The sequence below is a fragment of the Peristeroidobacter soli genome (genome assembly GCF_004138485.1).
GTDB classification, from domain to species: domain Bacteria; phylum Pseudomonadota; class Gammaproteobacteria; order Steroidobacterales; family Steroidobacteraceae; genus Steroidobacter; species Steroidobacter soli.
Genome location: NZ_RYEV01000006.1, coordinates 669,840 through 695,501 on the forward strand (window position 1 = coordinate 669,840; position 25,662 = coordinate 695,501).

General features: G+C 62.6%; 31 protein-coding genes. 23 read left to right on the forward strand and 8 right to left on the reverse strand.

From position 1 onward, the window contains the following. Positions 1-3 precede the first annotated feature (3 nt). The 4 genes from EKO19_RS29135 (at position 4) to EKO19_RS29150 (ending at position 2,968) form a co-directional block, all read left to right on the forward strand. Positions 4-231 carry a biotin/lipoyl-containing protein gene (locus EKO19_RS29135; RefSeq protein WP_129780891.1) on the forward strand — a complete coding sequence of 76 codons (228 nt, stop codon included), beginning with the start codon at positions 4-6 and terminating at the stop codon, positions 229-231. A gap of 15 nt (positions 232-246) precedes the next feature. Further along, positions 247-1,230 (forward strand): thiamine pyrophosphate-dependent dehydrogenase E1 component subunit alpha, encoded by a 984-nt coding sequence (locus EKO19_RS29140; protein WP_129780892.1) that lies wholly within the window; start codon positions 247-249, stop codon positions 1,228-1,230. A gap of 62 nt (positions 1,231-1,292) precedes the next feature. Beyond that, positions 1,293-2,258, forward strand: a complete 966-nt coding sequence (locus EKO19_RS29145) for an alpha-ketoacid dehydrogenase subunit beta (protein WP_129780994.1) — start codon at positions 1,293-1,295, stop codon at positions 2,256-2,258. Beyond that, complete coding sequence (locus EKO19_RS29150) at positions 2,258-2,968, forward strand: 2-oxo acid dehydrogenase subunit E2 (protein WP_129780893.1); 711 nt, start codon at positions 2,258-2,260, stop codon at positions 2,966-2,968. Before EKO19_RS29145 ends, EKO19_RS29150 begins: the two co-directional genes overlap by 1 nt. A gap of 22 nt (positions 2,969-2,990) precedes the next feature. Here the strand turns inward: EKO19_RS29150 and EKO19_RS29155 are convergent, their stop codons facing one another. After that, positions 2,991-3,455: a DUF3237 domain-containing protein gene (locus EKO19_RS29155; RefSeq protein ID WP_157995486.1), complete on the reverse strand. Its 465-nt coding sequence runs from the start codon at positions 3,453-3,455 to the stop codon at positions 2,991-2,993. A 149-nt stretch (positions 3,456-3,604) separates the two neighbouring features. On the opposite strand from EKO19_RS29155, the gene EKO19_RS29160 reads away from it, so the two are divergent. From EKO19_RS29160 to EKO19_RS29220, 13 genes are all read left to right on the forward strand, one after another. Beyond that, positions 3,605-4,228 (forward strand): VOC family protein, encoded by a 624-nt coding sequence (locus tag EKO19_RS29160; protein ID WP_217705683.1) that lies wholly within the window; start codon positions 3,605-3,607, stop codon positions 4,226-4,228. A gap of 4 nt (positions 4,229-4,232) precedes the next feature. Further along, positions 4,233-4,997, forward strand: a complete 765-nt coding sequence (locus EKO19_RS29165) for an SDR family NAD(P)-dependent oxidoreductase (RefSeq protein WP_129780895.1) — start codon at positions 4,233-4,235, stop codon at positions 4,995-4,997. Continuing rightward, the gene (locus tag EKO19_RS29170; protein ID WP_129780896.1) at positions 4,997-6,181 is read left to right on the forward strand and encodes a cytochrome P450; all 1,185 of its coding nucleotides are present in this window, start codon (positions 4,997-4,999) and stop codon (positions 6,179-6,181) included. Before EKO19_RS29165 ends, EKO19_RS29170 begins: the two co-directional genes overlap by 1 nt. A 66-nt stretch (positions 6,182-6,247) precedes the next feature. Continuing rightward, positions 6,248-8,416: a TonB-dependent receptor gene (locus EKO19_RS29175; protein WP_129780897.1), complete on the forward strand. Its 2,169-nt coding sequence runs from the start codon at positions 6,248-6,250 to the stop codon at positions 8,414-8,416. Between the two features lies 1 nt (position 8,417). Continuing rightward, positions 8,418-9,761 (forward strand): MFS transporter, encoded by a 1,344-nt coding sequence (locus tag EKO19_RS29180; protein ID WP_217705684.1) that lies wholly within the window; start codon positions 8,418-8,420, stop codon positions 9,759-9,761. Then, a complete protein-coding gene (locus EKO19_RS29185) occupies positions 9,762-10,493 on the forward strand; it encodes a hypothetical protein (protein WP_129780899.1) in 732 nt (243 codons plus the stop codon). A gap of 43 nt (positions 10,494-10,536) precedes the next feature. After that, complete coding sequence (locus EKO19_RS29190; protein WP_129780900.1) at positions 10,537-11,760, forward strand: cytochrome P450; 1,224 nt, start codon at positions 10,537-10,539, stop codon at positions 11,758-11,760. Beyond that, a complete protein-coding gene (locus EKO19_RS29195) occupies positions 11,757-12,107 on the forward strand; it encodes a DUF4286 family protein (RefSeq protein ID WP_129780901.1) in 351 nt (116 codons plus the stop codon). The genes EKO19_RS29190 and EKO19_RS29195 overlap by 4 nt, the downstream gene beginning before the upstream one ends. Positions 12,108-12,114: 7 nt before the next feature. Then, a complete protein-coding gene (locus EKO19_RS29200; protein ID WP_129780902.1) occupies positions 12,115-12,435 on the forward strand; it encodes a 2Fe-2S iron-sulfur cluster-binding protein in 321 nt (106 codons plus the stop codon). 6 nt (positions 12,436-12,441) lie between these two features. After that, on the forward strand, positions 12,442-13,182 hold the full coding sequence (locus EKO19_RS29205) for an SDR family NAD(P)-dependent oxidoreductase (protein ID WP_129780903.1): 741 nt from the start codon (positions 12,442-12,444) through the stop codon (positions 13,180-13,182). A 31-nt stretch (positions 13,183-13,213) separates the two neighbouring features. Then, positions 13,214-13,576 (forward strand): DUF4286 family protein, encoded by a 363-nt coding sequence (locus tag EKO19_RS29210; protein ID WP_129780904.1) that lies wholly within the window; start codon positions 13,214-13,216, stop codon positions 13,574-13,576. A gap of 10 nt (positions 13,577-13,586) precedes the next feature. Further along, positions 13,587-13,901, forward strand: a complete 315-nt coding sequence (locus EKO19_RS29215; RefSeq protein ID WP_129780905.1) for a 2Fe-2S iron-sulfur cluster-binding protein — start codon at positions 13,587-13,589, stop codon at positions 13,899-13,901. Continuing rightward, positions 13,867-14,550: an NIPSNAP family protein gene (locus EKO19_RS29220; protein WP_281281127.1), complete on the forward strand. Its 684-nt coding sequence runs from the start codon at positions 13,867-13,869 to the stop codon at positions 14,548-14,550. The genes EKO19_RS29215 and EKO19_RS29220 overlap by 35 nt, the downstream gene beginning before the upstream one ends. A 30-nt stretch (positions 14,551-14,580) precedes the next feature. Here EKO19_RS29220 and EKO19_RS29225 read toward each other — a convergent pair whose 3' ends face one another. From EKO19_RS29225 to EKO19_RS29255, 6 genes are all read right to left on the reverse strand, one after another. Next, positions 14,581-14,976: a helix-turn-helix domain-containing protein gene (locus tag EKO19_RS29225; protein WP_129780907.1), complete on the reverse strand. Its 396-nt coding sequence runs from the start codon at positions 14,974-14,976 to the stop codon at positions 14,581-14,583. Positions 14,977-15,192: 216 nt separating this feature from the next. Further along, positions 15,193-15,528, reverse strand: a complete 336-nt coding sequence (locus EKO19_RS38450; protein WP_157995488.1) for a hypothetical protein — start codon at positions 15,526-15,528, stop codon at positions 15,193-15,195. Beyond that, a complete protein-coding gene (locus tag EKO19_RS29235; RefSeq protein ID WP_129780909.1) occupies positions 15,525-16,166 on the reverse strand; it encodes an SCO family protein in 642 nt (213 codons plus the stop codon). Before EKO19_RS29235 ends, EKO19_RS38450 begins: the two co-directional genes overlap by 4 nt. Next, positions 16,153-16,641: a copper chaperone PCu(A)C gene (locus EKO19_RS29240; protein ID WP_129780910.1), complete on the reverse strand. Its 489-nt coding sequence runs from the start codon at positions 16,639-16,641 to the stop codon at positions 16,153-16,155. The genes EKO19_RS29235 and EKO19_RS29240 overlap by 14 nt, the downstream gene beginning before the upstream one ends. Positions 16,642-16,896: 255 nt before the next feature. Next, positions 16,897-19,059, reverse strand: coding sequence for a TonB-dependent receptor family protein (locus EKO19_RS29250; RefSeq protein ID WP_175597241.1), 2,163 nt, complete (start codon positions 19,057-19,059; stop codon positions 16,897-16,899). Positions 19,060-19,099: 40 nt separating this feature from the next. Next, positions 19,100-20,422, reverse strand: a complete 1,323-nt coding sequence (locus EKO19_RS29255; RefSeq protein WP_129780913.1) for a PepSY-associated TM helix domain-containing protein — start codon at positions 20,420-20,422, stop codon at positions 19,100-19,102. 397 nt (positions 20,423-20,819) lie between these two features. Between EKO19_RS29255 and EKO19_RS29260 the strand changes: the two genes are divergently transcribed. Continuing rightward, positions 20,820-21,335, forward strand: a complete 516-nt coding sequence (locus EKO19_RS29260; RefSeq protein ID WP_129780914.1) for a hypothetical protein — start codon at positions 20,820-20,822, stop codon at positions 21,333-21,335. Between the two features lie 202 nt (positions 21,336-21,537). Here the strand turns inward: EKO19_RS29260 and corA are convergent, their stop codons facing one another. Beyond that, the gene (gene corA / locus EKO19_RS29265; protein WP_129780996.1) at positions 21,538-22,503 is read right to left on the reverse strand and encodes a magnesium/cobalt transporter CorA; all 966 of its coding nucleotides are present in this window, start codon (positions 22,501-22,503) and stop codon (positions 21,538-21,540) included. A 35-nt stretch (positions 22,504-22,538) separates the two neighbouring features. Between corA and EKO19_RS38455 the strand changes: the two genes are divergently transcribed. The 5 genes from EKO19_RS38455 to kdpA all read left to right on the forward strand — a co-directional run bounded on the left by EKO19_RS38455 (position 22,539) and on the right by kdpA (position 25,661). Further along, on the forward strand, positions 22,539-22,733 hold the full coding sequence (locus EKO19_RS38455; RefSeq protein WP_157995489.1) for a hypothetical protein: 195 nt from the start codon (positions 22,539-22,541) through the stop codon (positions 22,731-22,733). Positions 22,734-22,753: 20 nt separating this feature from the next. Then, the gene (locus EKO19_RS29270) at positions 22,754-23,485 is read left to right on the forward strand and encodes a TorF family putative porin (RefSeq protein ID WP_246038991.1); all 732 of its coding nucleotides are present in this window, start codon (positions 22,754-22,756) and stop codon (positions 23,483-23,485) included. 87 nt (positions 23,486-23,572) lie between these two features. Beyond that, complete coding sequence (locus tag EKO19_RS29275; RefSeq protein WP_129780916.1) at positions 23,573-23,767, forward strand: hypothetical protein; 195 nt, start codon at positions 23,573-23,575, stop codon at positions 23,765-23,767. A 5-nt stretch (positions 23,768-23,772) separates the two neighbouring features. Continuing rightward, a complete protein-coding gene (gene kdpF, locus EKO19_RS29280; protein ID WP_129780997.1) occupies positions 23,773-23,856 on the forward strand; it encodes a K(+)-transporting ATPase subunit F in 84 nt (27 codons plus the stop codon). Continuing rightward, positions 23,853-25,661: a potassium-transporting ATPase subunit KdpA gene (gene kdpA / locus EKO19_RS29285; protein ID WP_129780917.1), complete on the forward strand. Its 1,809-nt coding sequence runs from the start codon at positions 23,853-23,855 to the stop codon at positions 25,659-25,661. The genes kdpF and kdpA overlap by 4 nt, the downstream gene beginning before the upstream one ends. Position 25,662: the final 1 nt, after the last annotated feature.

Consider the following 25,662-nt stretch of genomic DNA (forward strand, 5'->3'; position numbering starts at 1 on the left):
AGCGTGGATGTAATTGTCACCGAGCAGGTGCTGGGCGAGGAGAGTGAGGCCGACCTCGTCGAGTGGCTGGTTGCCGACGGCGCGAGCGTGCAGGCCGGGCAGCCCATCGCGGAGTTGGAAACCGCCAAGGTGCGTGTGCAGATCGAGTCGCCCGCCGCGGGCACCGTGAGCATCCTCGTCGGACCCAGCTCCGTGGTCGAGCTGAATGCCGTGATCGCACGCGTCGCCTGACAGGAGAACGTCCGAATGAATTTACGCGAACACGGTCGGATGGCGCTGCGAATGATGCTGCTGATCCGCGAATTCGAGCAGCGTCTGAAGGGATTCGCCGACGAGAAATTGATCCGCGGTTCGACGCATCCCTCCGTGGGCATGGAGGCAGTGGCGGTCGGCGTATCGATGGCGCTGGGCCCGAACGACTGCATCGCCAGCAATCATCGCGGCCACGCGCACTGTCTGGCGCGTGGCGCCGATCCAGGACGCACGCTCGCGGAAATTTTCGGACGCGCCGACGGCTATTGCAAAGGCAAGGGCGGCTCCATGCATATTGGCGTGCAGGAGTTGGGAATTCTCGGTACCAACGGCATCGTCGGCGCGGGCATCGGGCTAGCGACGGGCGCGGCGCTTGCGGCGTCGGTGAGCAACCGGAACGAAGTCGCGGTCGCGTATTTCGGCGACGGCGGATCCAACCAGGGGGTGCTGGCCGAGAGCATGAATCTCGCGGCGATCTGGAAATTGCCGGTGATCTTCGTCTGCGAGAACAACCATTACGCACAATCTTCGGCCATCGAACGCATGTTCGCGCAGCCGCAGATCAGTCAGCGCGGTCCCGCCTATGGCGTTCCTTCTGTCGATGTAGACGGCATGGACGTGGCGGCGGTTTACGACGCCGCGGAAGCGGCCGTTACACGCGCGAGAAGTCAAGGCGGTCCGACGCTCATCGTCGCCGACACCTATCGCTTCCTAGGTCACATGGCCGACGACACGCAGATGTATCGCGCACTCGTCGAAGTCGATGAGTGGCGCGGTAAATGTCCCATCGATCGGCTGGCAAACACACTCACCGCCGCGGGCCTGCTCTCGGATCAGGAGCGAAATGAGATGAGCGCCGAAGCAAAGCGTGAGGTTGATGATGCCGAACACATGGCGCGGCAGTCGCCGGTGCCGTCGGCGCAGTGGGCGTTCACCGATGTCGATACCTGGCAAGCGGCGGAAGGAGTGGTTGCGTGAGCGTAGTAGCTGCTGCAGCTGTAGATGTGTCCCAGGCTGCCGCCGGCAGCCGTCCCGTGCCGATGTGGCGCGCCTTGAATGCAGCGCTGCGCGATGCGATGAGCGCCGATGCAAGCGTCTTCGTCATGGGCGAAGATCTGACGCGCTGGGGGACGGGCGGAGGCATCTACGGAGTCACGAAGGGCTTGCTCGAACAATTCGGTGCCGCGCGGGTGCGCGATACGCCGATCAGCGAAGAGGCCATTGTCGCGGCCGCAGTCGGCGCCGCTGCGCGCGGCGTGCGGCCGGTCGTCGAGATCATGTACTCGGACTTCATGTTGCTCGCGATGGACGCCATCGTGAACCAAGCGGCCAAGGCACGGTACATGTTCGGCGGTCAGTTCCAGATTCCTTTGGTGATTCGTACCAACGGCGGTTCCGGTATCGGCAAGGCCGCGCAGCACTCGCAATCGCTCGAGACGTTGTTCGCGCACATTCCGGGGCTGGAAGTCGTGGTGCCGGGCACGCCGGCGGATGCTTATGGACTGATGCTATCGGCCATCGCGAGCCCCAACCCCACGATCTTCCTGGAGCACAAGGCCCTGTACAACGAGCGCGGTGTGGTTGCTTCGGAGCCGATTCCGCTAGGTCGTGCGTCGGTGGTGCGCGGAGGTAAAGATGTCACAGTGATCGCGACTCAGCTGATGCGCAAGCGAGTGCTCGAAGCGGCGGAGATCCTCGCTGCCGAACAGATCGAGATCGAAGTCGTCGATCCGCGCACGCTCTATCCGCTGGATATGGAAACGATCGCCGCTTCAGTCACGCGGACGGGGCGCGTGCTGATCGCTCATGAAGCGCCGCTGCTGTATGGATTCGGTGCGGAGTTGGCCGCGCAGCTTGCGTCACGGCTGTGGCGCTCGTTGAAGGCTCCGCCACAACGACTGGGTGGCGCACGCACGCCGATTCCCTATGCGGAAGATCTGGAGAAGCGCGTCATACCCGACGTTGCGGCGGTGGTCTCGGCCGTTCGCGGACTGGTGAAGTCTTGATGAACAAGAGCGACATGTCGGCAGTCACCGCGATTCCTATGAGCCGGCTGCGTCGGACCATCGCGGAACGGTTGACCCTGAGTGCGACCACGGTGCCGCAGTTCACCGTCACTGTCGCCGCGGATGTCACGCAACTCCTGCAACTGCGAGCTGAAGCGAAGGAGCGTGCCGGCGGTGCCTACAGCATCACGGACTTCGTGCTCGCCGCGGTTGCCCGCTCGCTGCTCGAATTCCCGATGTTGAATGCACACACCGACGGGCGGGCGATCTGGCCTCGCACCGAGGTCAATATCGGGGTGGCGGTGGACGTCGACGGCGGGTTGCTGGTACCCGTGATCCGCCAGGCCGAGCGGTTGTCATTGCGCGAGCTGAGTGCCGAAGCGCGGCGGCTGGCGGAAGCCGCGCGAGCGCGCACTCTTTCGGCGGCGGACATGTCGGATGGCACCTTCACCGTGTCCAATCTCGGCATGTTCGGCGTCGATCAGTTCTGCGCCATCGTCAATCCCGGCGAGTCCGCGATTCTGGCGGTGGCCGCGGTGGTGTCGACGGCGGTTCCGCACGGCGATGGCTTCGTCGCTCGAATGCTCATGAAAATGACATTGACCGCCGACCACAGGTTGGTCGACGGCGCGTTGGCCGCGCGTTTCCTTGGTGTGTTGCGCGGCCGGTTGGAGGATGCAGATGCGTGGCGTGCGGAAGCCGAGAGTTGATCGGGGGCCGCGGGCTCGCCGCTCACAGCACTTCGTAGATCTCGTAGACGGCGGCATCGCGTTCGCGCCGGCCGGTGCCGACGACCATGATGTCGTTGAGCCAGCCCAGCGTCGTGGTCGGCGCTTCGAACGAACCGACGATACGGTAGTAGTCCTCGCCCGGCGCAATGAGCTCGCCGCGATGAATGCGCGCCACGACTTCAGGCGAGCCGCCGCGCCGTCCGGTGTAAGTGAAATAGATCGCTTCACCGTCGTGGGTCTGCAGCATCAAGCGCACGTCGAGGGCGAGCACGCCATCGGGCCGGATCATCAGTGCATCGGCGCCACCGCTCAATACGATGCCGCTCAAACGCTCGCCGGCAAATTCGCCGCCGCTGACGCGCATGATTCGGCGCTGGTAGCCCATCGCCGTCGGACTGACGAGCACGGGCGGGTCGGTGACTCGAGCTGTCAGCGTGAACAGGCGGCGCAGAGAGATGTCGTTCATGGCGAATTCCGTGAAGCAGGCCTGGGATCGATGATGCCGCAGCAGCCGGCTGGGCAGCGGTCCCATCGCACGGGGACAGCTGTCGCGGTCCAACGTGGTTACGTTATCACCTGAAACAGCGAATGGCTCAGACGAGAGGGGGCTTGGGTATGTCGGCAACGAAGGAACAACCAGTAGCACGCGTGGCGCGGTCCGCCAATCCGGGGCTGACGCCGCTGATGCTCAATCACGCGGCTTGGGTGACGCACGACGTCGAAGCTACCGCCGAGTTCTATACGCGCGTCATGGGTATGGAACTGGCGAGCACCGTGTACGACGACCGCGTGCCGTCCACCGGCGATCCGTTTCCTTACTTTCATATTTTCTTCCGCATGGCCGACGGCTCGACCATCGCCTTCTTCGAGGCGCCGGGACTGCCGCAGCGTCCGGCCGTGACCCATCCGGCCTACGACATCTTCGATCACTTCGCGATGCAGGCGAAAGATCGCGCCGAAGTGGATCGCTGGCACGCCTGGCTGGTGAGCAACGACGTCGAGGTGGTCGGTCCCACCGATCACAAGGGGCTCATCTACAGCATCTATTTCTACGATCCCAACGGCATTCGCCTGGAGATCACCACGCCGCTGGACAAGGACTGGAACTTCCACACCGCGCAAGGTCAGGCCGATCTGAAGGCCTGGTGCGACACCAAGAAAGCGGCTCAGCGCGGCGGTCTGGATGTAACCGCCGAGCTGGTCGCGTTCATCCGCAAGCAGCGTCAACGTTACAAGTAACACCATGACCAGGATCGCTCTCATCACGGGTGGCGCGGGCGGCATCGGGCTGGCAACGGCACGCCGTTTTGCCGAGGCCGGCATGACGGTCGCGCTCGCCGATCTCGATTCGGACGCGTGTGTCGCGGCGGCGAAGCTGTCAGGTTCGAAACACATCGGTGTGCGCATAGACGTGTCCGACGGGCAGAGCGTGGTGAGTGCATTCGATGAAGTGGAACGGCGACTCGGGCCCATCGCCGTGCTCGCTCATTTCGCTGGCGTGCTTGGCCAGCGCCTCGATCAGCCGCGACCGGGCATCGACGAATATGACCTGGAGAGTTGGGAGCACGTGTTCGCAATCAACGCGCGCGGTGCGTTTCTAGTCATTCGAGAGATGGCGCGCCGGCGCAAGGCGACCCCGGTGCCGCACGGTCGCATCGTCACGATCTCTTCGGCGGCGGCGCAGCTCGGCGGTTATCAGGCGAACGCTGCTTACATCGCGTCGAAGGGCGCCGTGTTGAGTCTGACTAAAGGCGCGGCGCGCGAGCTGGCTCAATACGGCATCACCGTCAACGCCATCGCTCCCGGTCCCATCGATACGCCGATGTTGCATGCGGCCCGCGGCCAGTCGGCCGGCGATGAAGGCTTTTCGCGCCTGAGCATGTTGCCGGTGGGCAGGATCGGACGCCCCGAGGAAGTGGCTGCGGCAGCCGCGTATCTCGTTTCCGAGGAAGCCGCATTCGTCACTGGAGCGACGCTCGACGTCAATGGCGGATTGAGGATGCAGTGATGACAGCCCCGGACTTGAACATCGATCCGTTCTCCGACCCGGTGCTGCGCGATCCGTATCCGTTCTTCGAACAGCTGCGCGAGCTTGCCCCGGTTGTCACGTTGCCGACGTACGGCTGCTACGCGGTGGGGCGATACAAAGAAGCGTTCGAGCTGGTGTCCCACCCGGAACGTTTCGTTTCTTCCTATGGCATGGGGATGAGTAATATTCAGGAGCCCGGTGCGTGGCGGACCGCGAGTCCCATCAGCGAGATCGATCCACCCGTGCATACCCGTGTGCGCAAGGCGCTCGCGAAAATACTGTCGCCCAGTGTGATCCGTCAGTGGCAACACGCGTTCGAGCAGGAGGCCGGGCAAGTCGTCGATCGCGCCGTCGAGCTCGGCACGGTGGACGGCATCAAGGACATCTGCGAGCGCTTCGTACTGAGCGTGTTTCCGCGAGTGCTCGGTGTCGACGTTTCGCCGGAGCTGTTCATCGCGATCGGTGACATGAATTTCAATCAGCTCGGGCCGAACAACGAGCGCACTCAGGCGTCGGTCGCGAACGCGCAGCCGTACCTCGCCAGGTACGAACAGAGTTTTCAGCGCGCCAGCATGATTCCCGGCGGCTTCGGCCAGCAGATATTCGAGGCTGAGGACGCAGGTGAGCTGCTGCCGGGAACGGCGACCGCGCACGTGCGCAGTTTCCTGCGCGGCGGAGTCGACACGACGATTTCAGGCATCGGCTTCGCGCTGAATCAATTGGCGCGCAACTCGCTGCAATGGGATCTGCTGCGCGCTGAGCCCAATCGTTCGCGCAACGCTTTCGATGAGGCGATCCGGCATGAATCGCCGGCGCAGGTGCTGTTCCGAACCACGCTCGAGGAAACCGAATTGGGCGGCATCCGCCTGCGTGCACGCACCAAAGTTGCGTACTTCGTTGGCGCCGCCAATCGCGATCCACGCAAGTGGCTGGATCCGGATATCTACGACATGACGCGCCGAGGCCTGAGCTCGCAACTGGCCTTCGGCGGTGGGCCGCATATGTGCATCGGGCAGCTGATTGCCAAGCTCGAAGCCGACAGCGTGCTGGGGGCGCTGACACGGAAAGTGGCCCGCATGGAGCCGGCCGGAGAGCCGGAGTATCGCCTGGTGAACACACTGCGCACGCTCGACCGGCTGCCGTTGCGGCTGCACGCCGCATGAGCTGAGGAACCCACCGCAAACATTGCGAGACACGCGCACGAACACAGCACGATCGACGGGGGATGTATGCATAAGATCAGAATGATGCCGATGATGGGGTTGACCTGCGCCGCATTCGTCACACAGCCTGCGGTGGCACAGTCCACTGAAGCGCGTGCCGACGAAACGGCACCGGTCTCGGCGCTGCTCGAGGGCGTGGTGGTCACCGCCACGAAAAAGACGCAGGCCGAGGATCTGCAGGAGGTACCGGCGAGCATCTCGGCGTTCGGCGCCGCTCAGCTCGAAGCCATGCAAGTAAGAAACATCGAGAGCCTGGCCTTCTCGATGCCGAACGTGGCGCTCGATGCGCTCGGTACGGTGAAGGGCGTCGCCAGCTTTTCGATTCGCGGCCTCGGCGTGAACAGTTCGATTCCCTCCATCGAGCCGGCGGTCGGTACGTTCGTCGATGGCATCTACATGGGCACGAACTATGGCGTGGTCGTCGACACGTTCGATCTGGAAGCCATCGAAGTGTTGCGCGGTCCGCAGGGCGTGCTGTTCGGTCGCAATGTCACCGGCGGCGCGGTCTCGATCCGCACGCGGCGGCCCGGCGATGAATTCGCGATCAACGGTCGGCTCGGCTACGAGGATTACGGCAACGTGCTGGCGTCAGGCTCGATCGAGGGTCCGCTCGGCGGCCCGAAGCTGCTCGCCAAGCTCACCGGTTACTACAACGACGATCCGGGCTATTTCAAGAACCGCTTCACCGGCCGCGACGATGGCGAGACCCGAACCTGGTTCGTGCGTCCGACGCTGGTGTTCATGCCGACCGATGACATCACCACGACGTTGATCGTCGAGCACTCGGATATGACCGGCGATGGCCCGGTCAATCGGAATCCACGCTACGCCTCGAAGTTCGAAACGGTCTCGGGCGAGGTCGGCTTCAGCGATCTCACCGCCAGTTCCGTGGTGTCCGAAACGGTGGTGAATGTCGGCTTCGGCGACGGCAGCATCACCAACATCGCCGGCTATCGCGAGGTGGACAACAAGTCGCTGTTCGATATCGATGGCGTGCCCACCGCGTACGGTACGCTGGGCAATTCGCTGGAGCAGGACCAGTTCAGCGACGAGCTGCGTTACGCGGGCCGTTTCGGCAGCACCGACCTGGTGACCGGCCTGTACTACTTCGAGCAGGACTTCTTATATATAGAGCGCACCACGGTTGATCAGTCCGGTCTGGTCGGCGACTACGGCGGCCATCAGGATCAGCAGTCCTTCGGCGTATTCGTCAATGCCGATATCGGCTTCGCCGACAAGTACACGCTCGGCCTCGGCGGCCGTTACTCGAGCGACCGCAAGAGTGTCAAAGTCAACACGCGTAACTTCGCCAACAGCCTTTGCGATTTCGATACGCGTACCTGTAGTGCCTATCCGTTCCAGGACAGCAAGACATTCACCAGCTTCACGCCGCGCGTGATGCTGAAGTACGAGATCAACGACGACTCCAATGCGTATGTTTCCTACACCAAGGGCTACCGCAGCGGCGGCTATAACATCCGTAGCCAGACCGCGGCGCCGCCGGGGCCGTTCGACGACGAGAAGTCGGACGCGTACGAAGTGGGTTTCAAATCCGCGCTGCTCGACCGCAGGCTGCTGTTGAACATTGGCGTGTTCTATCAGGAAATCGGCAACCTGCAGCGCGAGACCAGCTACTCGCTGCCAACGGGGCAGGTGACCATCATCGGTAACGCAGCCGATGCGCGTATCCAGGGTATCGAAGCCGAGGTCACCTATTCCGCGGGCGGCGGGTTGGTGCTGAAGGGTTCGGTCGGCAAGACCGACGCCGACTACGTCACCGTCTTCGCCGATTTGAATCGCGACGGTGTCGTCGATCGCAACGACAAGGCATTGAAGCTGCCGCGCCAAGCGCCGCTCACTTACAGCATCGGCGCCTATTTCGATCGGGAGTTGAATGCCGGCAGCCTCGGTCTGCAGCTCTCGCTCGATCACCGCGATGCGTCCTTCTTCAACGATGCCAACACTGGACCGTTGCCCGCGGTCGACAACCTGTATGCGAGCGTGTCGTTCGCGCCGGCGCGCATGGAGTCGGTGAAGTTCACGGTGTATGGCAAGAACCTGTTGGACGAGTTCAATACTGGCAACAACAGTCCGCTCGCGTTCCCGAGCGGCGGCAACGTCAATTTCCCGGTGAAGGGGCGCGTGGTCGGTGGCGATGTCACAGTCAGGTTCTAGTGTGGGCACTTGCGAGCTCGGGCGGCCGCTGCCGACAGCGTCGCCCGAGGCCCACACGCCGCACGCGACAGTCGCGGCGGAGCAGGCCGAGCTCATCGGCGGCTGGCGCCTGCTACTCGCATGTGTCGCCGGCGTGGCCTTCGGGTCGATCGGGTTCGCGACGTATTCCATCGGAGCCTTCGTCAAGCCGTTGGAAGCCGAGTTTGGCTGGAGCCGTGCGGACGTGCAGGGAGCCATTCTGTTCAGCATGGGACTCGGCGGCATCGCGGCACCGCTCGCGGGCATGCTCATCGATCGCTTCGGTGCGCGGCTCATCGCGCTCACCGGATTGATCGGCGCGGGCATCGGTTTTCTCAGCGCGGCGTGGGCCACGTCGTCGATCTGGACGTTCTATCTCGCTTACGCATTGGTGGCTTGTTTGGGCGCGGGCAGCGGTCCGGTGTCGTGGACACGCGCGATCGCCGGTCAGTTTCAGAAGTCGCGCGGACTCGCGCTCGGATTGGCGTTGTCAGGCACGGGCGTTTCCGCCATCTTCGTGCCGCCTTACGTAGTCTCGCTCATCGAGAGCTTTGGCTGGCGCATCGGGTTCGTCGGCCTGTCGCTGCTGCCGGTGGCGATTGCATTGCCGATCGCCTATCTCTTTTTCCGTCCGCGCGATACCGCGATGCCAAAGCCAGGTAGCGGCGTGCAGGCCACGCAGCAGCCGGGCCTCACGGCACTCGAAGCACTACGTTCATATCGCTTCTGGGTGTTGATGTTGTCGATCATCGCCATGTACCTGGGGATCACCGGCATCATTCCCAATCTCATTCCGGCACTCACGGATCGCGGCTATTCGCCATCGGCGGCGGCTGCCGTGCAGAGCGTATTCGGTCTCGCCGTGATCTTCGGCCGGCTGCTGGTCGGTTGGCTCATCGACCGCTATTGGGCGCCCGCTGTCGCGGCGGCCGTGCTGACGCCGCCGGTGGTCGCCTGCATCATCTTCCTCAATGACGTTCCGTACGCGGCTTATCTGTTCGCCGCATTGCTGGCCGGGATGGCGGCCGGGGCCGAGCTCGATCTGCTGGCATTCTTCACTGCGCGTTACTTCGGATTGCGTAGTTACGCTCGCACTTACAGTCTTCTGTACGCCGGTGTCGCCGTCGCGGCGGGCATAGGTCCCGCGGCGTTCGCCTACGTTTATGAAATGACCGGGAGCTACAACGCCAGTTTCACGCTCGCCGCGATTCTTTTCGCCATCGGTGGGCCGTGCGTGCTGACGCTCGGTCGCTATCCCTCGTTCACGCAGGCGCAGTCGGCCGGAGCCGCGCCTGCCGAGATCACTGCCGGCAGGGGGAAGCGTTGAATGGACAATGGGCTTTGGGCGAGCTGGTACGACATCGATCCGGCCGACGAGACGGAGTGGCTCGCGTGGCTGCACGACGTCTATCTGCCGAAACTGTTGCAGCGGCCGGGCATCGCCTGGGCAGCCCACTATCGCAACACCGGGGGCGGCGAATCGATGCGTGAGTTGCATCGAGTAGCCGCACGTCCCGACGAAGCGGTGCCCGAGGGTTGCGCGTTCCTGTTACTGGTCGGCGCACCTTCGCCGCACACATTCTTCAATCCACATGTGCTGGATATGCAGGAGACGGCCGAGGATGGGCAGCGGCTGGCGAAGCGCCGAGGTTTGCGCCACGAGTTCTATGTCGAGGAAACGCGCGTGGACGGTTGCGCCATCGAGCACAGATTCCCCGGTTCCACCAGTGCGCCGGCGATCCAGTTCGGCGCCTATCGCATGCGGACCGTCGAGGCGGAGCTGGAGTTGAGCCGCTGGTACTCGCAACAGCGCTTGCCGCTGATGAGCCGGATGAAGAGTTGCGTGCGCACGCGCAAGCTGGTCAGCGTCGCCGGCTGGGCCAAGCATGGTGTGTTGTATGAATTCTCCTCGTTGGCCGACCGGCTCGCCGATCACGAGCAGCCGCATGAATCGAAGACGCTCGACCCGCAGGCGTGGACTGGAAAGATCACGTCCAACGCGGTGTATCCGCCGGGCTCGCCCTTCGTCGGCGAGCGCATCTGGCCGCCGGTGCGTTGAGCGCGATGCGGGTAACGACTCACGACGATAGGGGGCATCACTCATGAGCACAGATTTCTCCGCGGAGTTGTCGACGAAATTTCCGCCCAAACGCAATTCGGCGCGGCCGTTCGATCCGCCGGATCAACTGTTGGCATTGCTCTCGCAACCGCTGGTACGCATCCGGCAATGGGATGGCGTCAATGCATGGCTGATCGCGCGCTACGAGGATGTGCGATCCGTCCTCAACAGTGCGAACTTCAGCGCCGATCCGCGCAAGCCCGGATATCCCGAGAAGAGCGCGGCATACGGTGCGACCGTCGGCCAGGATCACAACCTCCGGACCATGGACGAGCCCGAGCATGGCGTGCAGAAACGCATGCTGCTGCAGGACTTCTCGGTGAAGCGTGTGAATGAGCTGCGCCCCGCGATCCAGGCGAAGGTGGACCAGTTGCTCGATGACATGATTGCCAAAGGTCCGCCGGCCGAGTTCGTGCATGATTTCGCATTGGCGATTCCGACCATGGTGATCTGCGAACTGCTTGGCGTGCCATACGTCGACCGCGACTACTTCGCCGAGCAGACGGCGATCTGTCTGTCCTCCGATCATCCGGCCGAGGAGGGCGCCGCCGCCGGACGCAATCTGTCCGAGTACATCGACCGTCTGCTCGACGTAAAGGAAGCTGCGCCGGAAAACGATTTGCTGAGCCGGCTCGTGGTCGAGCAGCTGCGCACCGGCGCGCTGTCTCGCAAAGACGTGGTCGGACTCGCTCGTCTGATTCTCATCGCCGGTCATGAGACGACCGCCAACACCATCGCGCTGAGCACGCTGGCATTGCTGATCAACCCGGATCAAGCGCAGATCCTGCGCGCGGGTACGGACGCGGCGACGCTGTCGAATGCGATCGACGAGCTGCTTCGTTATCTTTCCGTCACCCATACGGGCCGCCGTCGCGTGGCGATCGCCGATGTCCAGATCAATGGACAGCTGATCCGCGCCGGCGAAGGCGTGATCATCCTGACCAACATCGCGGATCGCGACGAGCGCATCTTCGATGGAGCCGCGAAGCTCGACCTGAAGCGCAAGAACGCGCGCAATCTGATGACGTTCGGCACCGGGTCGCATCGTTGCCTGGGCGCCTTCCTGTCCAAGGTGGAACTGGAGATCGCGCACTCGACCCTGTGGCGGCGCTTGCCCGGGTTTCGACTCGCCTGTCCGTTCGAGCAGATCGAGTTCATCGAGAGCGGGCAAGTGCTGGGCGTGCGGCGCCTGCCGGTGGCGTGGTGACGCACTGGACCTACATCGTCCTGTGCTCGGCGCTGCCGGGCCGGGACGACGCGTTGAATGAGTGGTACTCGGATCGACATGTGCCCGACGTACTGCGCATTCCCGGTGTCCTTGCGGCTCAACGGTTCCGGCTGGCGCCTGTGCAGCGAACCGATCCGCCGCACGCATACAACTATCTTGCGATCTATGAGATCGACCCCGAGAAGGCGGCCGGCGTGATGGCCAGGTTACGACGCGATACAGGAACGCCGGCGTTGCCTGTCAGCGATGCGGTCGCCCCGGAATATTTGCAATTGATGTTTGAGCCGCTGACGCCGCGACGCGTGCGCCCGTCGGCACAGGGTTAGCACTGTCATGCCGAAGGTTGTGTTCTTGCGGTCCGGAAAGCCGAACGCCGAAGTCGAGGTGCCGGTGGGCGCGAGCCTGATGCGTGGCGCGGTCGAGAATCAGATCTACGAAATTCTCGCCGAGTGCGGCGGCAATATGGCCTGCGCGACCTGCCATGTGTATGTGAACGAGGAAGATCTGCCTCGGCTCACGGCGCCGACGCCGGGCGAAATCGACATGCTCGAATACGCCCGTGCACCGAAGCGGCCGAACAGCCGGCTGAGCTGTCAGATCGTCGTGACCGAAGCGCTCGATGGCTTGACCGCGACGATTCCGGAGGAGGAGTGAAAATCCATGCTCGACTTGACGGGCAAAGTTGCTTTGATTACCGGGGCAGCGCGAGGACAGGGTGCCGCGGAAGCCGAACTGTTCGCTCGTCACGGCGCACGCGTAGTGCTAGCGGATATTCTCGATGCCGAAGGGCAGACACGCGCCGCGGAGATTGCTGGGGCGGAGTACCTGCATCTCGATGTTTCCAGTGAGCAGCAGTGGCAGGCCGCCGTGCAGCGGACGCTGAGTCGATTCGGCCGACTCGACATTTTGGTGAACAACGCCGCGGCTCTCGGCGTCGGCTCCATCGAGGAGACTTCGCTGCAGGACTTCATGCGCATGCAATCCATCAACCTGGCCGGCGTCTTCCTCGGCATGAAGACGGCAGTGTCGGCGTTGAAAGCGAATGGCGGCGCCATCGTGAATGTTTCTTCCATTGCCGGCATCCGTGGACGGGCGAACCTGGCGGCGTACGGCGCGAGTAAATGGGGCGTGCGTGGACTGACCCAATCCGCCGCTCTGGAGTTCGGGCGCTACGGCGTACGTGTGAATCTGATCGTGCCCGGCCTGATCGATACCGACATGACTCGCGGTCGCTACGGCCTGGAGAAGGTGCGCGACCGAGGTTTAACGCTCCCTGTGGGCCGGCACGGCGAGTCGCTCGATGTGGCCCGGCTGGCGTTGTTTCTGGTGGCTGCCGAGAGCGGCTTCTGCACGGGCGCGGAATTCGTGTGCGATGGCGGTGAGACAGTGGGGTGGCTCTGAAGGGCCACGGTGCGAATGACGGAGGTGTGAGTTGAGCGAACAGAAATACTTCTACATTGTGCTGTCCAACGCGGCTGAAGGGTGTGACGACGAGTTCAACGACTGGTACACCAATCAGCACGTCGTCGACGTACTGAAGGTCGACGGCGTGATTGCCGCGCAACGCTTCCGGCTCGCGCCCGAGCAGCGCCGTGATCCGCCTTTCCCTTATCGCTATCTCACCATTTATGAAGTGATGGCGGGGGCTGCGCGACACGTGATGGACACTTTGCGCCGCGACTCCGGATCGCTGGTGATGCCGGTAAGTGATACGTTCCAGCGCGATCATATCGCCCTGGTGTTCGACCCGATCACACCACGTCGCGTGGCCAGCGATGTGCGTGGCGCAGCCTGAGAAAGCAGTCATGAGCAAAGTCATTGTGATCGATCGCAACGGAATCGAGCGGGAGGTCGAGGCGGTTGCCGGGTCGAGTCTGATGGAGACGCTGCGCAATCTCGATGCCGGCGTCGCCGCGATCTGCGGCGGCATCTGTGCGTGCGCCACGTGCCATGTATTCGTGGATGAGGCGTGGTATCCCCGGCTCATTCCGCCCGGCGGCGACGAACGAGACCTGCTCGCGGAAGTGTCGCATTGTCGGCCAACGTCGCGCCTGTCCTGCCAGATCGCATTCGAACCCGAGCTCGGTGGTCTGCGAGTCACGCTGGCCCCCGAGGATTGAACCGAGGCCGCCGCTCTTGATCTTCGAACTACGACGCTATCGTGTTGCATCGGGACGATTGCCGGATGTGCGCGACCGTTTCGTCGAGCATCTGCCGCCACTATTCGCCCGGCATCATCTCAATGTCCTGGGGCGTTGGACGGCGACGGCCAGCGAGGACTCCGCATCGTTTGTCTACCTGCTGGGCTTCGAGCGGCTCGACGCCAGGCAGTCTGCGTGGGCGGGCTTCTACATCGACCCTCAGTGGCAGCGGGTCCGCACGTCCACCAACGCCGGCTCGGAGATGATTGAAAGAACCGGGCTGTCATTTCTATCGCCGAGCGCGGCTTGTGACGGACTGGACTCACGTCGCTGGAGCGGCGGCGTTCACGAGTTGGTCGATCAGCGTGTTGCCATCGGCCAGAAGGCGGCGGTCGAAGCGTTTTTTGCCGATGTCTATGTACCGGCACTGCGGGCCAGTGGCGCCGACGTGCTGTGGCTGGCGGAAGCGATCACAGGCGAGGACTTGCCGCAGTTCAGTTATATCTTACGCTGGCGCAATTCGGCGGATCGACGCGCGGCTCAGCCACTCCTCGAAAGCGCAGCGAGGCTCGGCGCTTCGCTGCTGCTGGGGGCGCGTGCCATGGAAATGAATTGGGTGAGCTCATAGGCTTGCAGCGACCAGCAGGTCCGGTGGCTGTCAGCAATGATAGTTGTCGAGATTCGGAGCCGCGCCCGGTTTGCCGGCTTCCACCCACGAGAGCTTCTCGCGTAGAAACGTGAGTGCATGGTCGAGCTCGAGTCGACGCTGCGCCAATCGATCGATCTGGTTCCTGAGGACTTCCGCAGTCCGCTCCAGCGAGCGAGCCCCCTTCCTATACTCCTCGTTGAGCGCGCCGAATTCCGCCAGCGAGTAACCGAGCGATTGCTGTAACCGAATCATCTGCACGGCGGTTACGTCATCCTGGCGGAAGACTTGATAGGGACGCCTGCCACCCTTGGAGGCGCGTTCCGGTCTGAGTAAGCCCTTGGTGATGTAGAAGCGCACGGTGTCGACGGAAAGTCCTGTCAGCCTGGCAAATTCCGATATCAACACGGTCCACCCCTTGAGTCTGGAGTGCACTCCGCACTTATAAGGTGTCTTTGTCAACGTCGGAGAGATTGGATGACACGCAGTACCTGCCTTACCCAATTCGAGCTCGGTGCTGGAGGTCCCCTGATCGGCGTTCAGGGGCTCGGATGCATGGGCATGAGCGAGTTCTATGCCGGTTGCAGTCGAGCTGGGCATAACATCGACAATAACTGCGATAAATCAGCGCTCGCATGCTGCTGTCGGTGCATTGCAATTCGCCGAGCGCGGCCGATGAGATACCATCCAGTGCCGCGTCGCTTGATTGCCGGGAACCACGCCGATGTCGAACGCCAATTCCACCGCCGATCGCACTATCGAAATCCTGAACCCGGCAGACGTCTGCACCGTGGCGATTGAAGGACTGGGAACATTGGAGAACGTCGTTCTGGAAGATTCGGAACGATCTGTGCCGGAGGGCAGCAAGTGATGCCAGGTCGCGAGACCCGCATATAACAATCCGGGCAACAGGACCAGCAGCAACAGCGTTGCTTTGCGAGCCGGCGCGGCAGGCGTCATGAGTTCGAATCCCGGGTGGCGTCGTGCACCAGCAGGCGGAGGTCGTGCACCAGCGTCGGTCCCGGCGTGTCCATTCTGGCCAGCAGGCGCAGGCGGCCCTGCCGGTCCAGAATGTAGGTGAAGGTCGAGTGGTCGATGACGTAACTGTCGCCGACCGGCACCCTGGCGTGCACGACGAAGTAGTCCTTGGCGAGCGCGTCGATCTGTTGTCTCGTGCCGGTGAGGCCGAGGAAGCTCGGATTGAAGGCCGCGGTATAGTTGCTCAGCAACTCGGGGGTGTCGCGCTCCGGATCCAGCGTAATGAACAGCACTTGCACGTGCTCAGCATCCTCGCCGAGCGATTGCATCACCTGCGACAGTTTGAAGAGCTCGGTGGGACACACATCCGGGCAGCGTGTGAAGCCGAAAAACATCACGACGACCCGGCCGCGAAAGTTGCTCAGTGTCTGCACGTGGCCGTTGCCGTCCGTGAGCGAGAAATCAGGTGTCGGAGCTCGCAGCTCCAGTGGCGGGAGCATGAAGGCCGGTTGTGCCGGCGTCTGCGCCGAGTACCACGAGTGCGCGACCCACAAGCCGCCACAGAAGGCGACGACTCCGAGCGCCAGTGCCCACAGACGCCGACGATCAGTGATGCGCATGGTGCGAGGCGTCTTCTTCCGCCGGCAGGCTCGAGCCGATCGGCGCCACCGTCGCCTGAACCGCGATCGCCCCGGCCTTCTCGAATACGAATGTCAGTTCCAACTGAGTGCCGGCTCGCAGCGGCGCCTTCAGATCCACCAACATCAGGTGCATGCCTCCCGGACCGAACGTGATGCGGGCGCCGGCGGGCACGTCGAGCTCGGTGACGGGGCGCATCTGCATGCGACCTGCCACTTGCGTCGTGCTGTGAATTTCCACTCGGGCACTGGCGGGCGTGGTTACTTTCAGCAAGCGATCCGTCGCCGGTCCCTGGTTCGCGATGACGGCGTAGGCGGCACCGACCTGAACTCCCGGCGGCGTGGCGCGGGCCCAGGGCAGTTCGATGGACACATTGGCTGCCGGCGTTGCAGATGGGGCTGCAAAGCCGCTGCCGACGACGAGGCAAAGGAACAACGAGGGAAGGGCGCGTAGCATGATCGATTCGTCTCACATTCAATCGGGGCGCATGGTAGTGCCGCTGCCGCGCCGCTTCCATGCGACCGGATGTCGCGGGTCCATCAGCCTAGCGACGGAAAGACGATACCCAACACGATCAAAAGCACCGCGATGCTCCACACGACGCCTTGCCCGCGGTCCGGCTCCGGTGCGCCCAAGCCCGACTTGCGGCGCTTGAGCCACATGACCGGCCCGGAAATCGGCTGGCGCTCGCCATGAAGCTGTCGCTTGATCTCAGAACGACAATCGCGCGCCGACATATGCCGAGCGCGGTGCGCCGGGTAGGTAGATCGCGTCATTGCCGCTCGTCTGGTTCAACACGCTGAATGTCGCGATGTACTCCTTGTCCGTGAGATTGCGCAGCTCCCCAAAAACCTCCCAGCCCTTGCCGGCAAAGCCGCCGCGCAAGCCGAGCAGTTGATACGAATCCACGGTCGTGGTGTTCTTGAAGTCGACGTAGCGTTTGCCGATGAAGTCGAAGGTCGGGCCGGCGAAGATGCCACTGCGATGCCGATAGATCAGCTCGCCACGCGCCGCATACTTCGGCGCGGCCGGCAGGGTGTTGTCGCCGTAGTCGGGATCGGAGTCGAACGAGAAGTCGTTGATAGTCAGGCTGAGCAGCGGTTCGAGCCGGTGCGTGTCGCCACCGAACGAGAAACTCGCACCGACCAGCGCTTCGATACCGGCATGAACGGTGTCGTCGATGTTCTTGGACAGGCTGGTGCCGGTGGGAATGTTCGTGCCCGGTACCAGTTCGTCGACCGACAGGATCTCGTCTTCGATCTTGGCGTAGTACACGGCGAGATCCCAATGCCAGCGCGTGCTTGCGCTCTGCGCCGTTGCTCCGCGCGTGCCGACTTCGACGACGGTGCCCTTCATGGGATCCAGCAGCCGATTGCACTGGCAGACATCGTTCTGCAATTCGAAGGTGGTGGGCGCCTCGAACAGGCGGCTGACGCTGGCAAACAGCTCGTTGCTATCGCTGAGAGAGTAGATGACGCCGACGCGCGGATTCACTTCCGAATAGTCACCCTTCGGATTGACCACGTCGCCGGTGGCGGCATTGGTCGTGCGTACGTCGCGATTCGTGTCGACGAACTGCGCGCCGTACACCAGTGTGATGGCATCGGCGATGCGCCAGCGATCCATGGCGAACGCCTCGTAGCCGTCGGAGTATTCCTCGGTCCGTTCCATCAACCCATTGCGACGTCCGAACAGGTTGCCATAGTTGCCGCCCTTGACTTCGGTGTCGGCATAGTTGATTCCGAACAGCAGGTCGTGAGCGCCGACCTTGAGGTCATAACGCACCATGCCGCCCAGCGTGCGGTGATCGGTGTCGATGAGCAGGCTGAAGAACTGCGGTCCGAGCAGCGGGCCGGCGCCGTCCGGGTCGGGGCCGCGCACGTCGACGATCGGGTGATACAGCGATTGCTTCTCATAGGAGAAGCCGAATTGCAGCGAGCTCGCGGCATCGATCTGCCACGTGGTCTTGAAGGCGCCGCGCGCCGTCTTGACGATCTTGCGATTTTCACCGGTGATGGCGCTGACCGCCGCCTGGTCGGGATCTTCGGCGATCTGATCGAGCGTCAGGCCGCGCGGCAGCTCCTCGTCGTTGTCGATGTAGGTCGCGTAGACGCGCGTCGATACCGAGTCGGACATCTGCCAGCCGGCATTGGCATACGCGCCTTCACGCTCCTGTTTGCTGTGTTCACGATAGCCGTCGTAGGACTTGCCTTCGACCGTGATGAGACCATCGAGCGCGTCGGCGACGCCGCCTGCGGTGATGCGTCCGCTGAGCAGTCCGTCGCTGCCGCCGGTCACGTAGAGCGAAAGCGGATCGGTGCTGCGCGCGGTGGGCGAAATGAAATCGAATGCGCCGCCTAACGTGCTCGCACCGTAAGTCAACGCGTTCGCGCCACGCGCGATGACGGAGTAACGCGCGCTCAACGGATCGACGACGCGGTTGTGGTTGTTGCCGTCCGCTGTCGTGATCGGCAGTCCGTCCTGGAACAGCTTGACGCCGTTCTTGTCGTAGTCGGTGGAATCGAGATTCGAGCCGCGGCTGGAAAAGAACAACTCATCCGAACCCCAGCCGCTCTGCGACCAGACGCCCGGCACGTAGCGCAACAGGTCCGTGATGTTGGTGACACTGCGTTCCTGCAACGTTTCGCCATCGACGACGGTGACGCCACCCGGCGTGAGCGCCTGCTCGGTTTCGATCTGCTCGCGGATGCGTTGTGCCGTGATGGTCACGGTTTCGAGCGTCTTGTCGGCGGGGGCGGCCACTGCGTTGGTCTGCGCCATCGCGAGGGCCAGCGCGACGTGCGATGCCACGAGTCCAGAGCGCCGTGCGCGAGGTGCTGCGCAAATGCCGGTGTGGTCTTGAAGTTGTTTCATATGATTCTCCCTGTGGAAGCGAGCAACAAGCTGCGCCGGTTCAGGCGGCATTCGGCAACGCACGACCCAACGCGCGGTCGAGCAAGGCGATGACCAGGACCGAGGCGCCCAGCAGTGGCAGAGCGATGCAAAGGATCACGCTCGTCACGATGACGGCGCGTGGAAACTGGAGCTCTCGCCTGGGCGGTGCCGACAGGCCGCCGCGCGGGCGGCGCTTATACCAGCCCATGAATCCTGTGACGGACAGCCAGACGAGCGCGGTGGCGAAGAGCGTGTTGAAGATCTGATTCAGGCGGCCGAAGAAATGCCCTTCGTGCAGATCGATACCGAGCGAGACGAACTTCGGCAGCAGCGGGAAATCGTTCCACACGACTCGGGTCAGCACCTCGCCGCTATTGCCATCGAGCTGCAGCCACACTTCGTCCCACGCACGAGGATGGTCGTCGCGAACGTTGACCGGTCCGCCGTGCTGCGCCGGGTGCAATTCCAGATTGCCACGGGCACCGGCAGCACGCGCCTTCTGTATCAACTGATCCAGCGTGACACCACGTTGTGCCTGCGTTGAGCCGGCGACCTGCTCGTGCGCGGAGTTGTGATGAGCGGCGTGATTGGGATCGCCGCCCCCGGCGAAGAAAAACCTCGTGGGAGATTGCTGATTCGTCGCTTGCTGGATGCTTCCCAGCACTTCGCCGCCCCAGAGCGTCGTCCATGGCATGGCACTGATCAGAAATGCCATGAGGATGAGTGCGAAGTAGATGCCAACCGTCGCGTGCAGGTCGCGCCAGAAAATGCGCGAGCCGCTGCGCAGGCGCGGATACAACACGCCTGCCAGACCTTGCGCGTTGCGTGGCCACCAGAGGAACACGCCGGTGAGTGTCATGACGATGGCCCAACTCGCGCCCAGTTCGAGCAGATAGCTACCCCAGGGTTGAATCGGCCAGCCACCATGGAGTCCTCGACTCAGGCCGCGAACCCAATGCGTGGATTCGATGCGGCCGAGATAGGCGCCGCTGTGGGGATCGACGAAGGCCGGGTAGGGCAGGCCATTCGTGTCGCCGAAGAAAAACACGGTCGAGCGTGCGGGATCGTCGCTCAGCTCGATGGACTGCAAGCGCTCGCGCGGCTCGTGTGCGAGTACCGATTGGAGCTGTCGGTCATAGCTCACTCGCTCATCGGAGACCGACACGCTGATCAACTCGGGATGCGTGAGACTGGCCAGCTCCCGGTGCCACAGGTACAGCACACCCGTGACTGACTGCCACAACACGAAGGGAATCACGATCAGCGCGGCGAAGAAATGCCAGCGCCACAGCCGTGCATAGAGGCGCGAGGTCGAACGTGACGGATCGGAAAGATCGTTCATCGAGTCATCTCACAGACATGGCCGCGCGGCTCTCTCAATGCGATTGCGCCGGCCCGTCATGGGCGTCGTGCGCTTCGGCGGCGGGATGCGTGCCGCCACGATCCATTCGTACTTCGCCTTTGAACGACGCGATGACGGCGCACGATCGCACCGGCAGGAGCGCCAGGGGGCGCTTGCCAGTGCGGGTTGAGCATGGCCGGGATTATCGGAGAATCGGACGGTCCGCCGCCTGCGACAAAATGTCGCGCCGGCAGTGCGATAAGAGGCTCCGGCCGCTATCGCTGGCGTCAGCAATTCGACGGCTGCCCAGCAGGCCCATTTGACGCCATCGCCGGACCCCGGCAAGTTGCAGCATCATGCCGCTCTCCGGCGCTGCGGCCGCCGCCGCAATTGCATCGTGGATTACCGAGCCTCGCTTTCCTTCATCAGATTGCTCGCGAACCTTCGCTGGCTCGCGGTCGTCGGTCAGGTGTTGACCGTGCTCATCGTCACTGGACCGCTACAGCTGGCTCTGGCGGAGGTGCCGTTGTGGGCCGGCATCGGTGCCCTGGCGGCGTTCAACGTGTACGCGACGTGGCGTGCGCGCCAGAGCGAGGAGCTGAGCGACGCGGTCGTGTTCGCGCACATGCTGGTCGATATCGGCTCGCTCACCTGGATGATCGCCTGGAGCGGCGGCGTCGAAAATCCATTCTCGTCGCTGTTCCTGTTGCCGATCGCGCTGTCGATTCTGGCGCTGCCGGGGCCCTGGGTCTGGGCTACCGCGGTGGCGAGCATCCTTGGCTATGGCGTGTCGGCGCTGCTGGGGAGATCGTATGCTTGCCCGCCGCCAGTGAGAAGACGTACGAGCCATCGATGTTCTCGCGGTCCTGATCGTACTTGTTCACTTGCTGGACGGCCGGTGTACCCACGTTGACACGCTTCACCACACTAGTCATCCCGCCCGGTGCGATCTCATGAGCGTGCCTTTGCACCGGCGTCGCATGCGATGGTGGTCCGCAATAATTCGATCGTGCTCTCGAGGACTGCACCACGAGTACTCGTTGGCGCGCGCGTGAACAAGATCGGCTCGGCCAAGAGCGGTCCGGCTGAGATAATTGCGGGGGACAGGAAGTCGGCTACAGCCATTTCGCCTTCCGTAGACGATAGAACAAATAACTGTCCACGACCGTCATTACGCCGATCGCGGTAGCGTATCCGTAGCGCCAGCGTAGCTCCGGCATGTAGTCGAAGTTCATGCCGTAGATGCCTGCGATCAACGTCGGAACGGCGATCAGCGCCGCATAGGCGGCGAGTCGCTTCATGGTCTCGCTTTCGCGCAGCGTAATCATGGACAGGTTGACCGAGATCGCGGTCGCGATGGTGTCGCGAACCGACTCGATCGTTTGACTCAACCGCAGCAGGTGATCGGAGACGTCCCTGAAATACTCCTGCATGCCGGTGCAGATGACCGGTGAGCGCGCGCCGGTGATGTTGCTCAAAGCTTCCAGCAGCGGACCGACGGCGTGACGGCAAATCATCAACTTCTGCTTGAGTGCGTACAGCGCTTCAATGTTGGCGCGAGGAGAAACATCCGCGAAGATCTGTTCTTCGATGCGCTCGAGATCGTTTTCCAGCTCATGCAGCACCGGGAAGTAGCGATCCACGACCGCATCCAGCACCGCGTACAACACATATCCGGGGCCATTCTTGAGCAGCTGCGGCTCATTTTCACTACGGGCGCGCACATCGGAAAAGCCGCGTTCGGCACGACTGCGAACCGTGAGGATGTAGTTGCGCCCCACGAAGATGTCGACCTCGCCAACCTTCAGACCGCCATCTTCAGGCTCGATCATCTGCAGAACCGCGAATAGCGAGTCGCCGTACTCCTCGATCTTCGGTCGTTGATGGCCGTGTCTCGCATCTTCCACTGCGAGCGGGTGCAGATCGAACTCGGCTTGCATCAGCTCCAGCGTGCGGGCGTCGGGCTCGAACAGCGCCACCCACACGAAACAGTCCGGCTTGACGATGTAATTGTGAATGTCGTGCGGCTCGATGTCGGCGAGCCTTTCGCCGTTTCGATAGACGACGCAACTGATCAGCATCATGACCTCGTAATCGGCGCGGGTGGCCGGCGCGCATGGTACGCGCCGTCGCCAGCATTGCCTACCCAACGAAATTCTTCACAGGATTTGGTCTGCCCGGCGCCGCAGGTCGCGCGCATCATTCTGTCCTGGAAAAAGGCACGGCGCCGCCATCAAAGCTGCGCGTCACCGGCAACGTCGGTGATGCATGGCCGGCGGCGCCCGTTCTGTTGCGTATCTCGAATACTTGAGGAGCAGGTTTGTGAGAAAGATGCAGCTGGCGGCGGCTACAGGGTTGATGGCGCTGAGCGTTGCCGCGAATGCCGGCGTGACTTCCACGTGGACGCTGGCGAGTGACTACGATTTTCGAGGGATTACGCAGTCGGCCCAGGATCCGGCCGTGCAAGCCAGCCTCGACTACTCCCACGACAGTGGTTGGTACATCGGCGCCTGGGCGAGCAATGTCGATTTCTGTGCATCCGCCAATCCTTCGTGCCTGGATGCCGACTACGAAGTCGATCTCTACACCGGGTTTTCGGGCACGACGGGCGAGGACGGGCTGGGTTGGGATGTCGGGCTCATCTATTACACGTACGAAGAGTCCGATTACAACTATCCCGAAATATACGCAAGCCTGTCCAAGCAATGGTTCAAGGCGAAAGTATGGTACTCGAATGACTTTGGCGGCGACACGACCGCGGGTGATACGCCGGCCTACTATCTCGAGGCCAACGCAACTGTGCCGCTGCCTGCCAACTTTTCCGCGCTCGCTCACGTCGGCTACAGCGGCGGCGACTATTGGAAAGATCTGGATCGCGCCGGCACGGGCCGGGAATATGTCGACTACGCCATCGGCGTGGGCTACGTCATGGGCAAGTTCAACTTTGCCCTGAAATGGGTCGATGGCAGCGACCTGAAGGAGTCAGACGGTACGCCCAACGACGCATTCAGCTCCGAGGCCCGGGCGGTACTGACCGTGGGTACCACGTTTCCCTGGCGCTGATGCGCGCCCGAAATCCTCACAACATCCTTACACCGCGCTGTCTATTCTAGCCAGCGTCGGTGTTTACCGTTCGACCTGGAGACACCCATGGACAGAGCTATCGTCTTTTCCGTGTTGCTGCTGGTTGGCCTGACCTGGCTGCTTTACAAGCTTGCCGTGATGCTCGAGCCGCGTTCCGAGAAGCCGGCTTCGAGCCAGCAAGATGTCGACGCAAGTGCCGATTCCGGCCACAAAGTTACCAATAGCCGTCAAAAGCTCATTCACCAGAGGTTGCGCAAGTGAGCGTCATGAACTGGATCGGTCTGATCTTGGCCGCCGCACTGGGGGTGTACCTGGTGGTGGCCTTGTTGTTTCCGGAGAAATTCGAATGAACATTTCAGGTGTCATGCAGATCGTGATCTTCGCGATCGTGCTCACGGCGCTGGTCAAGCCGTTGGGCGGCTTCATGGCGAGAATCTATCAGGGCGAGCGCACCTGGCTTACCCCCGTGCTTGGTCCCGTGGAGCGCGGCATTTATCGCCTGTGCGGAATCGATGCCAATGCCGAGTCGACGTGGAAGCGCTACGCACTCGCAGTGCTGTTGTTCAATTTCATCGGCTTCCTGGCCGTCTATGTGATTCAGCTCGCGCAGGGTGTGCTGCCGCTCAATCCACAAGGCTTTGCCGGTGTGGAAGCCAAGTCGGCGTTCAACACTGCCGTGAGCTTCGCCAGTAACACCAACTGGCAGGGTTATGGTGGCGAGTCGACGATGAGCTACTTCACGCAGATGCTGGCGTTGAACGTGCAGAACTTCGTCTCCGCCGCGTCCGGCATGGCAGTGCTGGTGGCGTTGATTCGTGGCTTCGCGCGGCGTCAGGCGCAGCAGATTGGCAATTTCACCGTCGACATGACCCGCAGCACACTCTATGTGCTGTTGCCGTTGTCGCTGATTCTGGCGCTGGTGCTGGTGTCGCAGGGCGTGGTGCAAAACTTCTCCGCCTATCAGACTGTCGACCTGGTCGAGCCCGTCACCATTCAAACGCCCGTGCAGGATGCATCGGGTCGGCCGATACTGGATGCGGCCGGTAATGCCGCGACCCAGGCGCAGCAGATCACCCAGCAAACGATCCCGATGGGACCGGCGGCGAGCCAGGTCGCGATCAAACAGTTGGGGACCAACGGTGGCGGCTTCTTCAATGTGAACTCGGCGCACCCGCTGGAGAATCCCACACCGCTCACGAACTTTCTCGAAGTGCTGGCGATCCTGCTGATTCCGGCCGCACTGTGCTACACGTTCGGTCGCATGGTGAAGGACACACGCCAGGGATGGGCCGTCTATGCCGCAATGATGATCATCTTTCTGCCGTTGACGTTCGGTGTGTTCAACGCCGAGCAGGCCGGCAATCCGCGCTTTGAAACATTGGGTGTGGATCAGGTGAGCTCGGTCGCCCATTCCGGCGGCAACATGGAAGGCAAGGAAGTGCGCTTCGGCATCGCGAACTCCGCGTTGTGGGCATCCGCCACCACGGCGGCGTCCAACGGCTCCGTGAACTCGATGCACGACTCATATACGCCGCTCGGCGGCCTGGTACCCATGTGGCTCATGCAATTGGGCGAGGTCGTGTTCGGCGGCACAGGCAGCGGTCTATATGGCATGTTGATGTTCGCCATCGTCGCTGTCTTCATCGCCGGCTTGATGGTGGGCCGCACGCCGGAGTATCTCGGCAAGAAGATCGAAGCCTATGAGGTAAAGATGGCGTCGATCGTGCTGCTGGTGCCTTGCGTGGTGGTGCTGGTCGGAACTGCGATAGCAAGCGCGATTCCCGCCGGTACCGGCAGCGTCGCGAATCCAGGTGCGCACGGCTTCTCGGAGATTCTGTACGCGTTCTCCTCGGCCGGTAATAACAACGGCAGTGCGTTCGGCGGTCTGTCCGCGAATACGCCGTTCTACAACATCGCGCTCGGGGTGGCCATGTGGATCTCGCGCTTCTGGCTGATGATTCCGGTGCTCGCGATCGCAGGCAGCCTCGCGGCCAAACGCAACGTGGCAATCACCGCAGGCACGCTCCCGACACATACGCCCTTGTTCATCGCGATGCTCATTGGCGTCGTGTTGATGATCGGCGCTCTGACATTCCTGCCTTCGCTGGCACTCGGCCCCATCGTCGAACACTTGCAGATGATCGGCAAAGGTTGAT

Excerpts from the sequence above, each read along its gene's own strand:
- EKO19_RS29275 (WP_129780916.1), top strand. The coding sequence starts at position 23,573 with ATGGACAGAGCTATCGTCTTTTCCGTGTTGCTGCTGGTTGGCCTGACC.
- EKO19_RS29255 (WP_129780913.1), bottom strand. The coding sequence starts at position 20,422 with ATGAACGATCTTTCCGATCCGTCACGTTCGACCTCGCGCCTCTATGCA.
- EKO19_RS29160 (WP_217705683.1), top strand. The coding sequence starts at position 3,605 with ATGTCGGCAACGAAGGAACAACCAGTAGCACGCGTGGCGCGGTCCGCC.
- EKO19_RS38455 (WP_157995489.1), top strand. The coding sequence starts at position 22,539 with ATGGTACGCGCCGTCGCCAGCATTGCCTACCCAACGAAATTCTTCACA.
- EKO19_RS29190 (WP_129780900.1), top strand. The coding sequence starts at position 10,537 with ATGAGCACAGATTTCTCCGCGGAGTTGTCGACGAAATTTCCGCCCAAA.
- EKO19_RS38450 (WP_157995488.1), bottom strand. The coding sequence starts at position 15,528 with ATGACGCCTGCCGCGCCGGCTCGCAAAGCAACGCTGTTGCTGCTGGTC.
- EKO19_RS29145 (WP_129780994.1), top strand. The coding sequence starts at position 1,293 with ATGTGGCGCGCCTTGAATGCAGCGCTGCGCGATGCGATGAGCGCCGAT.
- EKO19_RS29215 (WP_129780905.1), top strand. The coding sequence starts at position 13,587 with ATGAGCAAAGTCATTGTGATCGATCGCAACGGAATCGAGCGGGAGGTC.
- kdpA (WP_129780917.1), top strand. The coding sequence starts at position 23,853 with ATGAACATTTCAGGTGTCATGCAGATCGTGATCTTCGCGATCGTGCTC.
- EKO19_RS29140 (WP_129780892.1), top strand. The coding sequence starts at position 247 with ATGAATTTACGCGAACACGGTCGGATGGCGCTGCGAATGATGCTGCTG.
- EKO19_RS29150 (WP_129780893.1), top strand. The coding sequence starts at position 2,258 with ATGAACAAGAGCGACATGTCGGCAGTCACCGCGATTCCTATGAGCCGG.
- EKO19_RS29250 (WP_175597241.1), bottom strand. The coding sequence starts at position 19,059 with ATGAAACAACTTCAAGACCACACCGGCATTTGCGCAGCACCTCGCGCA.
- EKO19_RS29155 (WP_157995486.1), bottom strand. The coding sequence starts at position 3,455 with ATGAACGACATCTCTCTGCGCCGCCTGTTCACGCTGACAGCTCGAGTC.
- EKO19_RS29235 (WP_129780909.1), bottom strand. The coding sequence starts at position 16,166 with ATGCGCATCACTGATCGTCGGCGTCTGTGGGCACTGGCGCTCGGAGTC.
- kdpF (WP_129780997.1), top strand. The coding sequence starts at position 23,773 with ATGAACTGGATCGGTCTGATCTTGGCCGCCGCACTGGGGGTGTACCTG.
- EKO19_RS29185 (WP_129780899.1), top strand. The coding sequence starts at position 9,762 with ATGGACAATGGGCTTTGGGCGAGCTGGTACGACATCGATCCGGCCGAC.
- EKO19_RS29175 (WP_129780897.1), top strand. The coding sequence starts at position 6,248 with ATGCATAAGATCAGAATGATGCCGATGATGGGGTTGACCTGCGCCGCA.
- EKO19_RS29170 (WP_129780896.1), top strand. The coding sequence starts at position 4,997 with ATGACAGCCCCGGACTTGAACATCGATCCGTTCTCCGACCCGGTGCTG.
- EKO19_RS29165 (WP_129780895.1), top strand. The coding sequence starts at position 4,233 with ATGACCAGGATCGCTCTCATCACGGGTGGCGCGGGCGGCATCGGGCTG.
- EKO19_RS29205 (WP_129780903.1), top strand. The coding sequence starts at position 12,442 with ATGCTCGACTTGACGGGCAAAGTTGCTTTGATTACCGGGGCAGCGCGA.
- EKO19_RS29240 (WP_129780910.1), bottom strand. The coding sequence starts at position 16,641 with ATGCTACGCGCCCTTCCCTCGTTGTTCCTTTGCCTCGTCGTCGGCAGC.
- EKO19_RS29270 (WP_246038991.1), top strand. The coding sequence starts at position 22,754 with ATGCAGCTGGCGGCGGCTACAGGGTTGATGGCGCTGAGCGTTGCCGCG.
- EKO19_RS29200 (WP_129780902.1), top strand. The coding sequence starts at position 12,115 with ATGCCGAAGGTTGTGTTCTTGCGGTCCGGAAAGCCGAACGCCGAAGTC.
- corA (WP_129780996.1), bottom strand. The coding sequence starts at position 22,503 with ATGCTGATCAGTTGCGTCGTCTATCGAAACGGCGAAAGGCTCGCCGAC.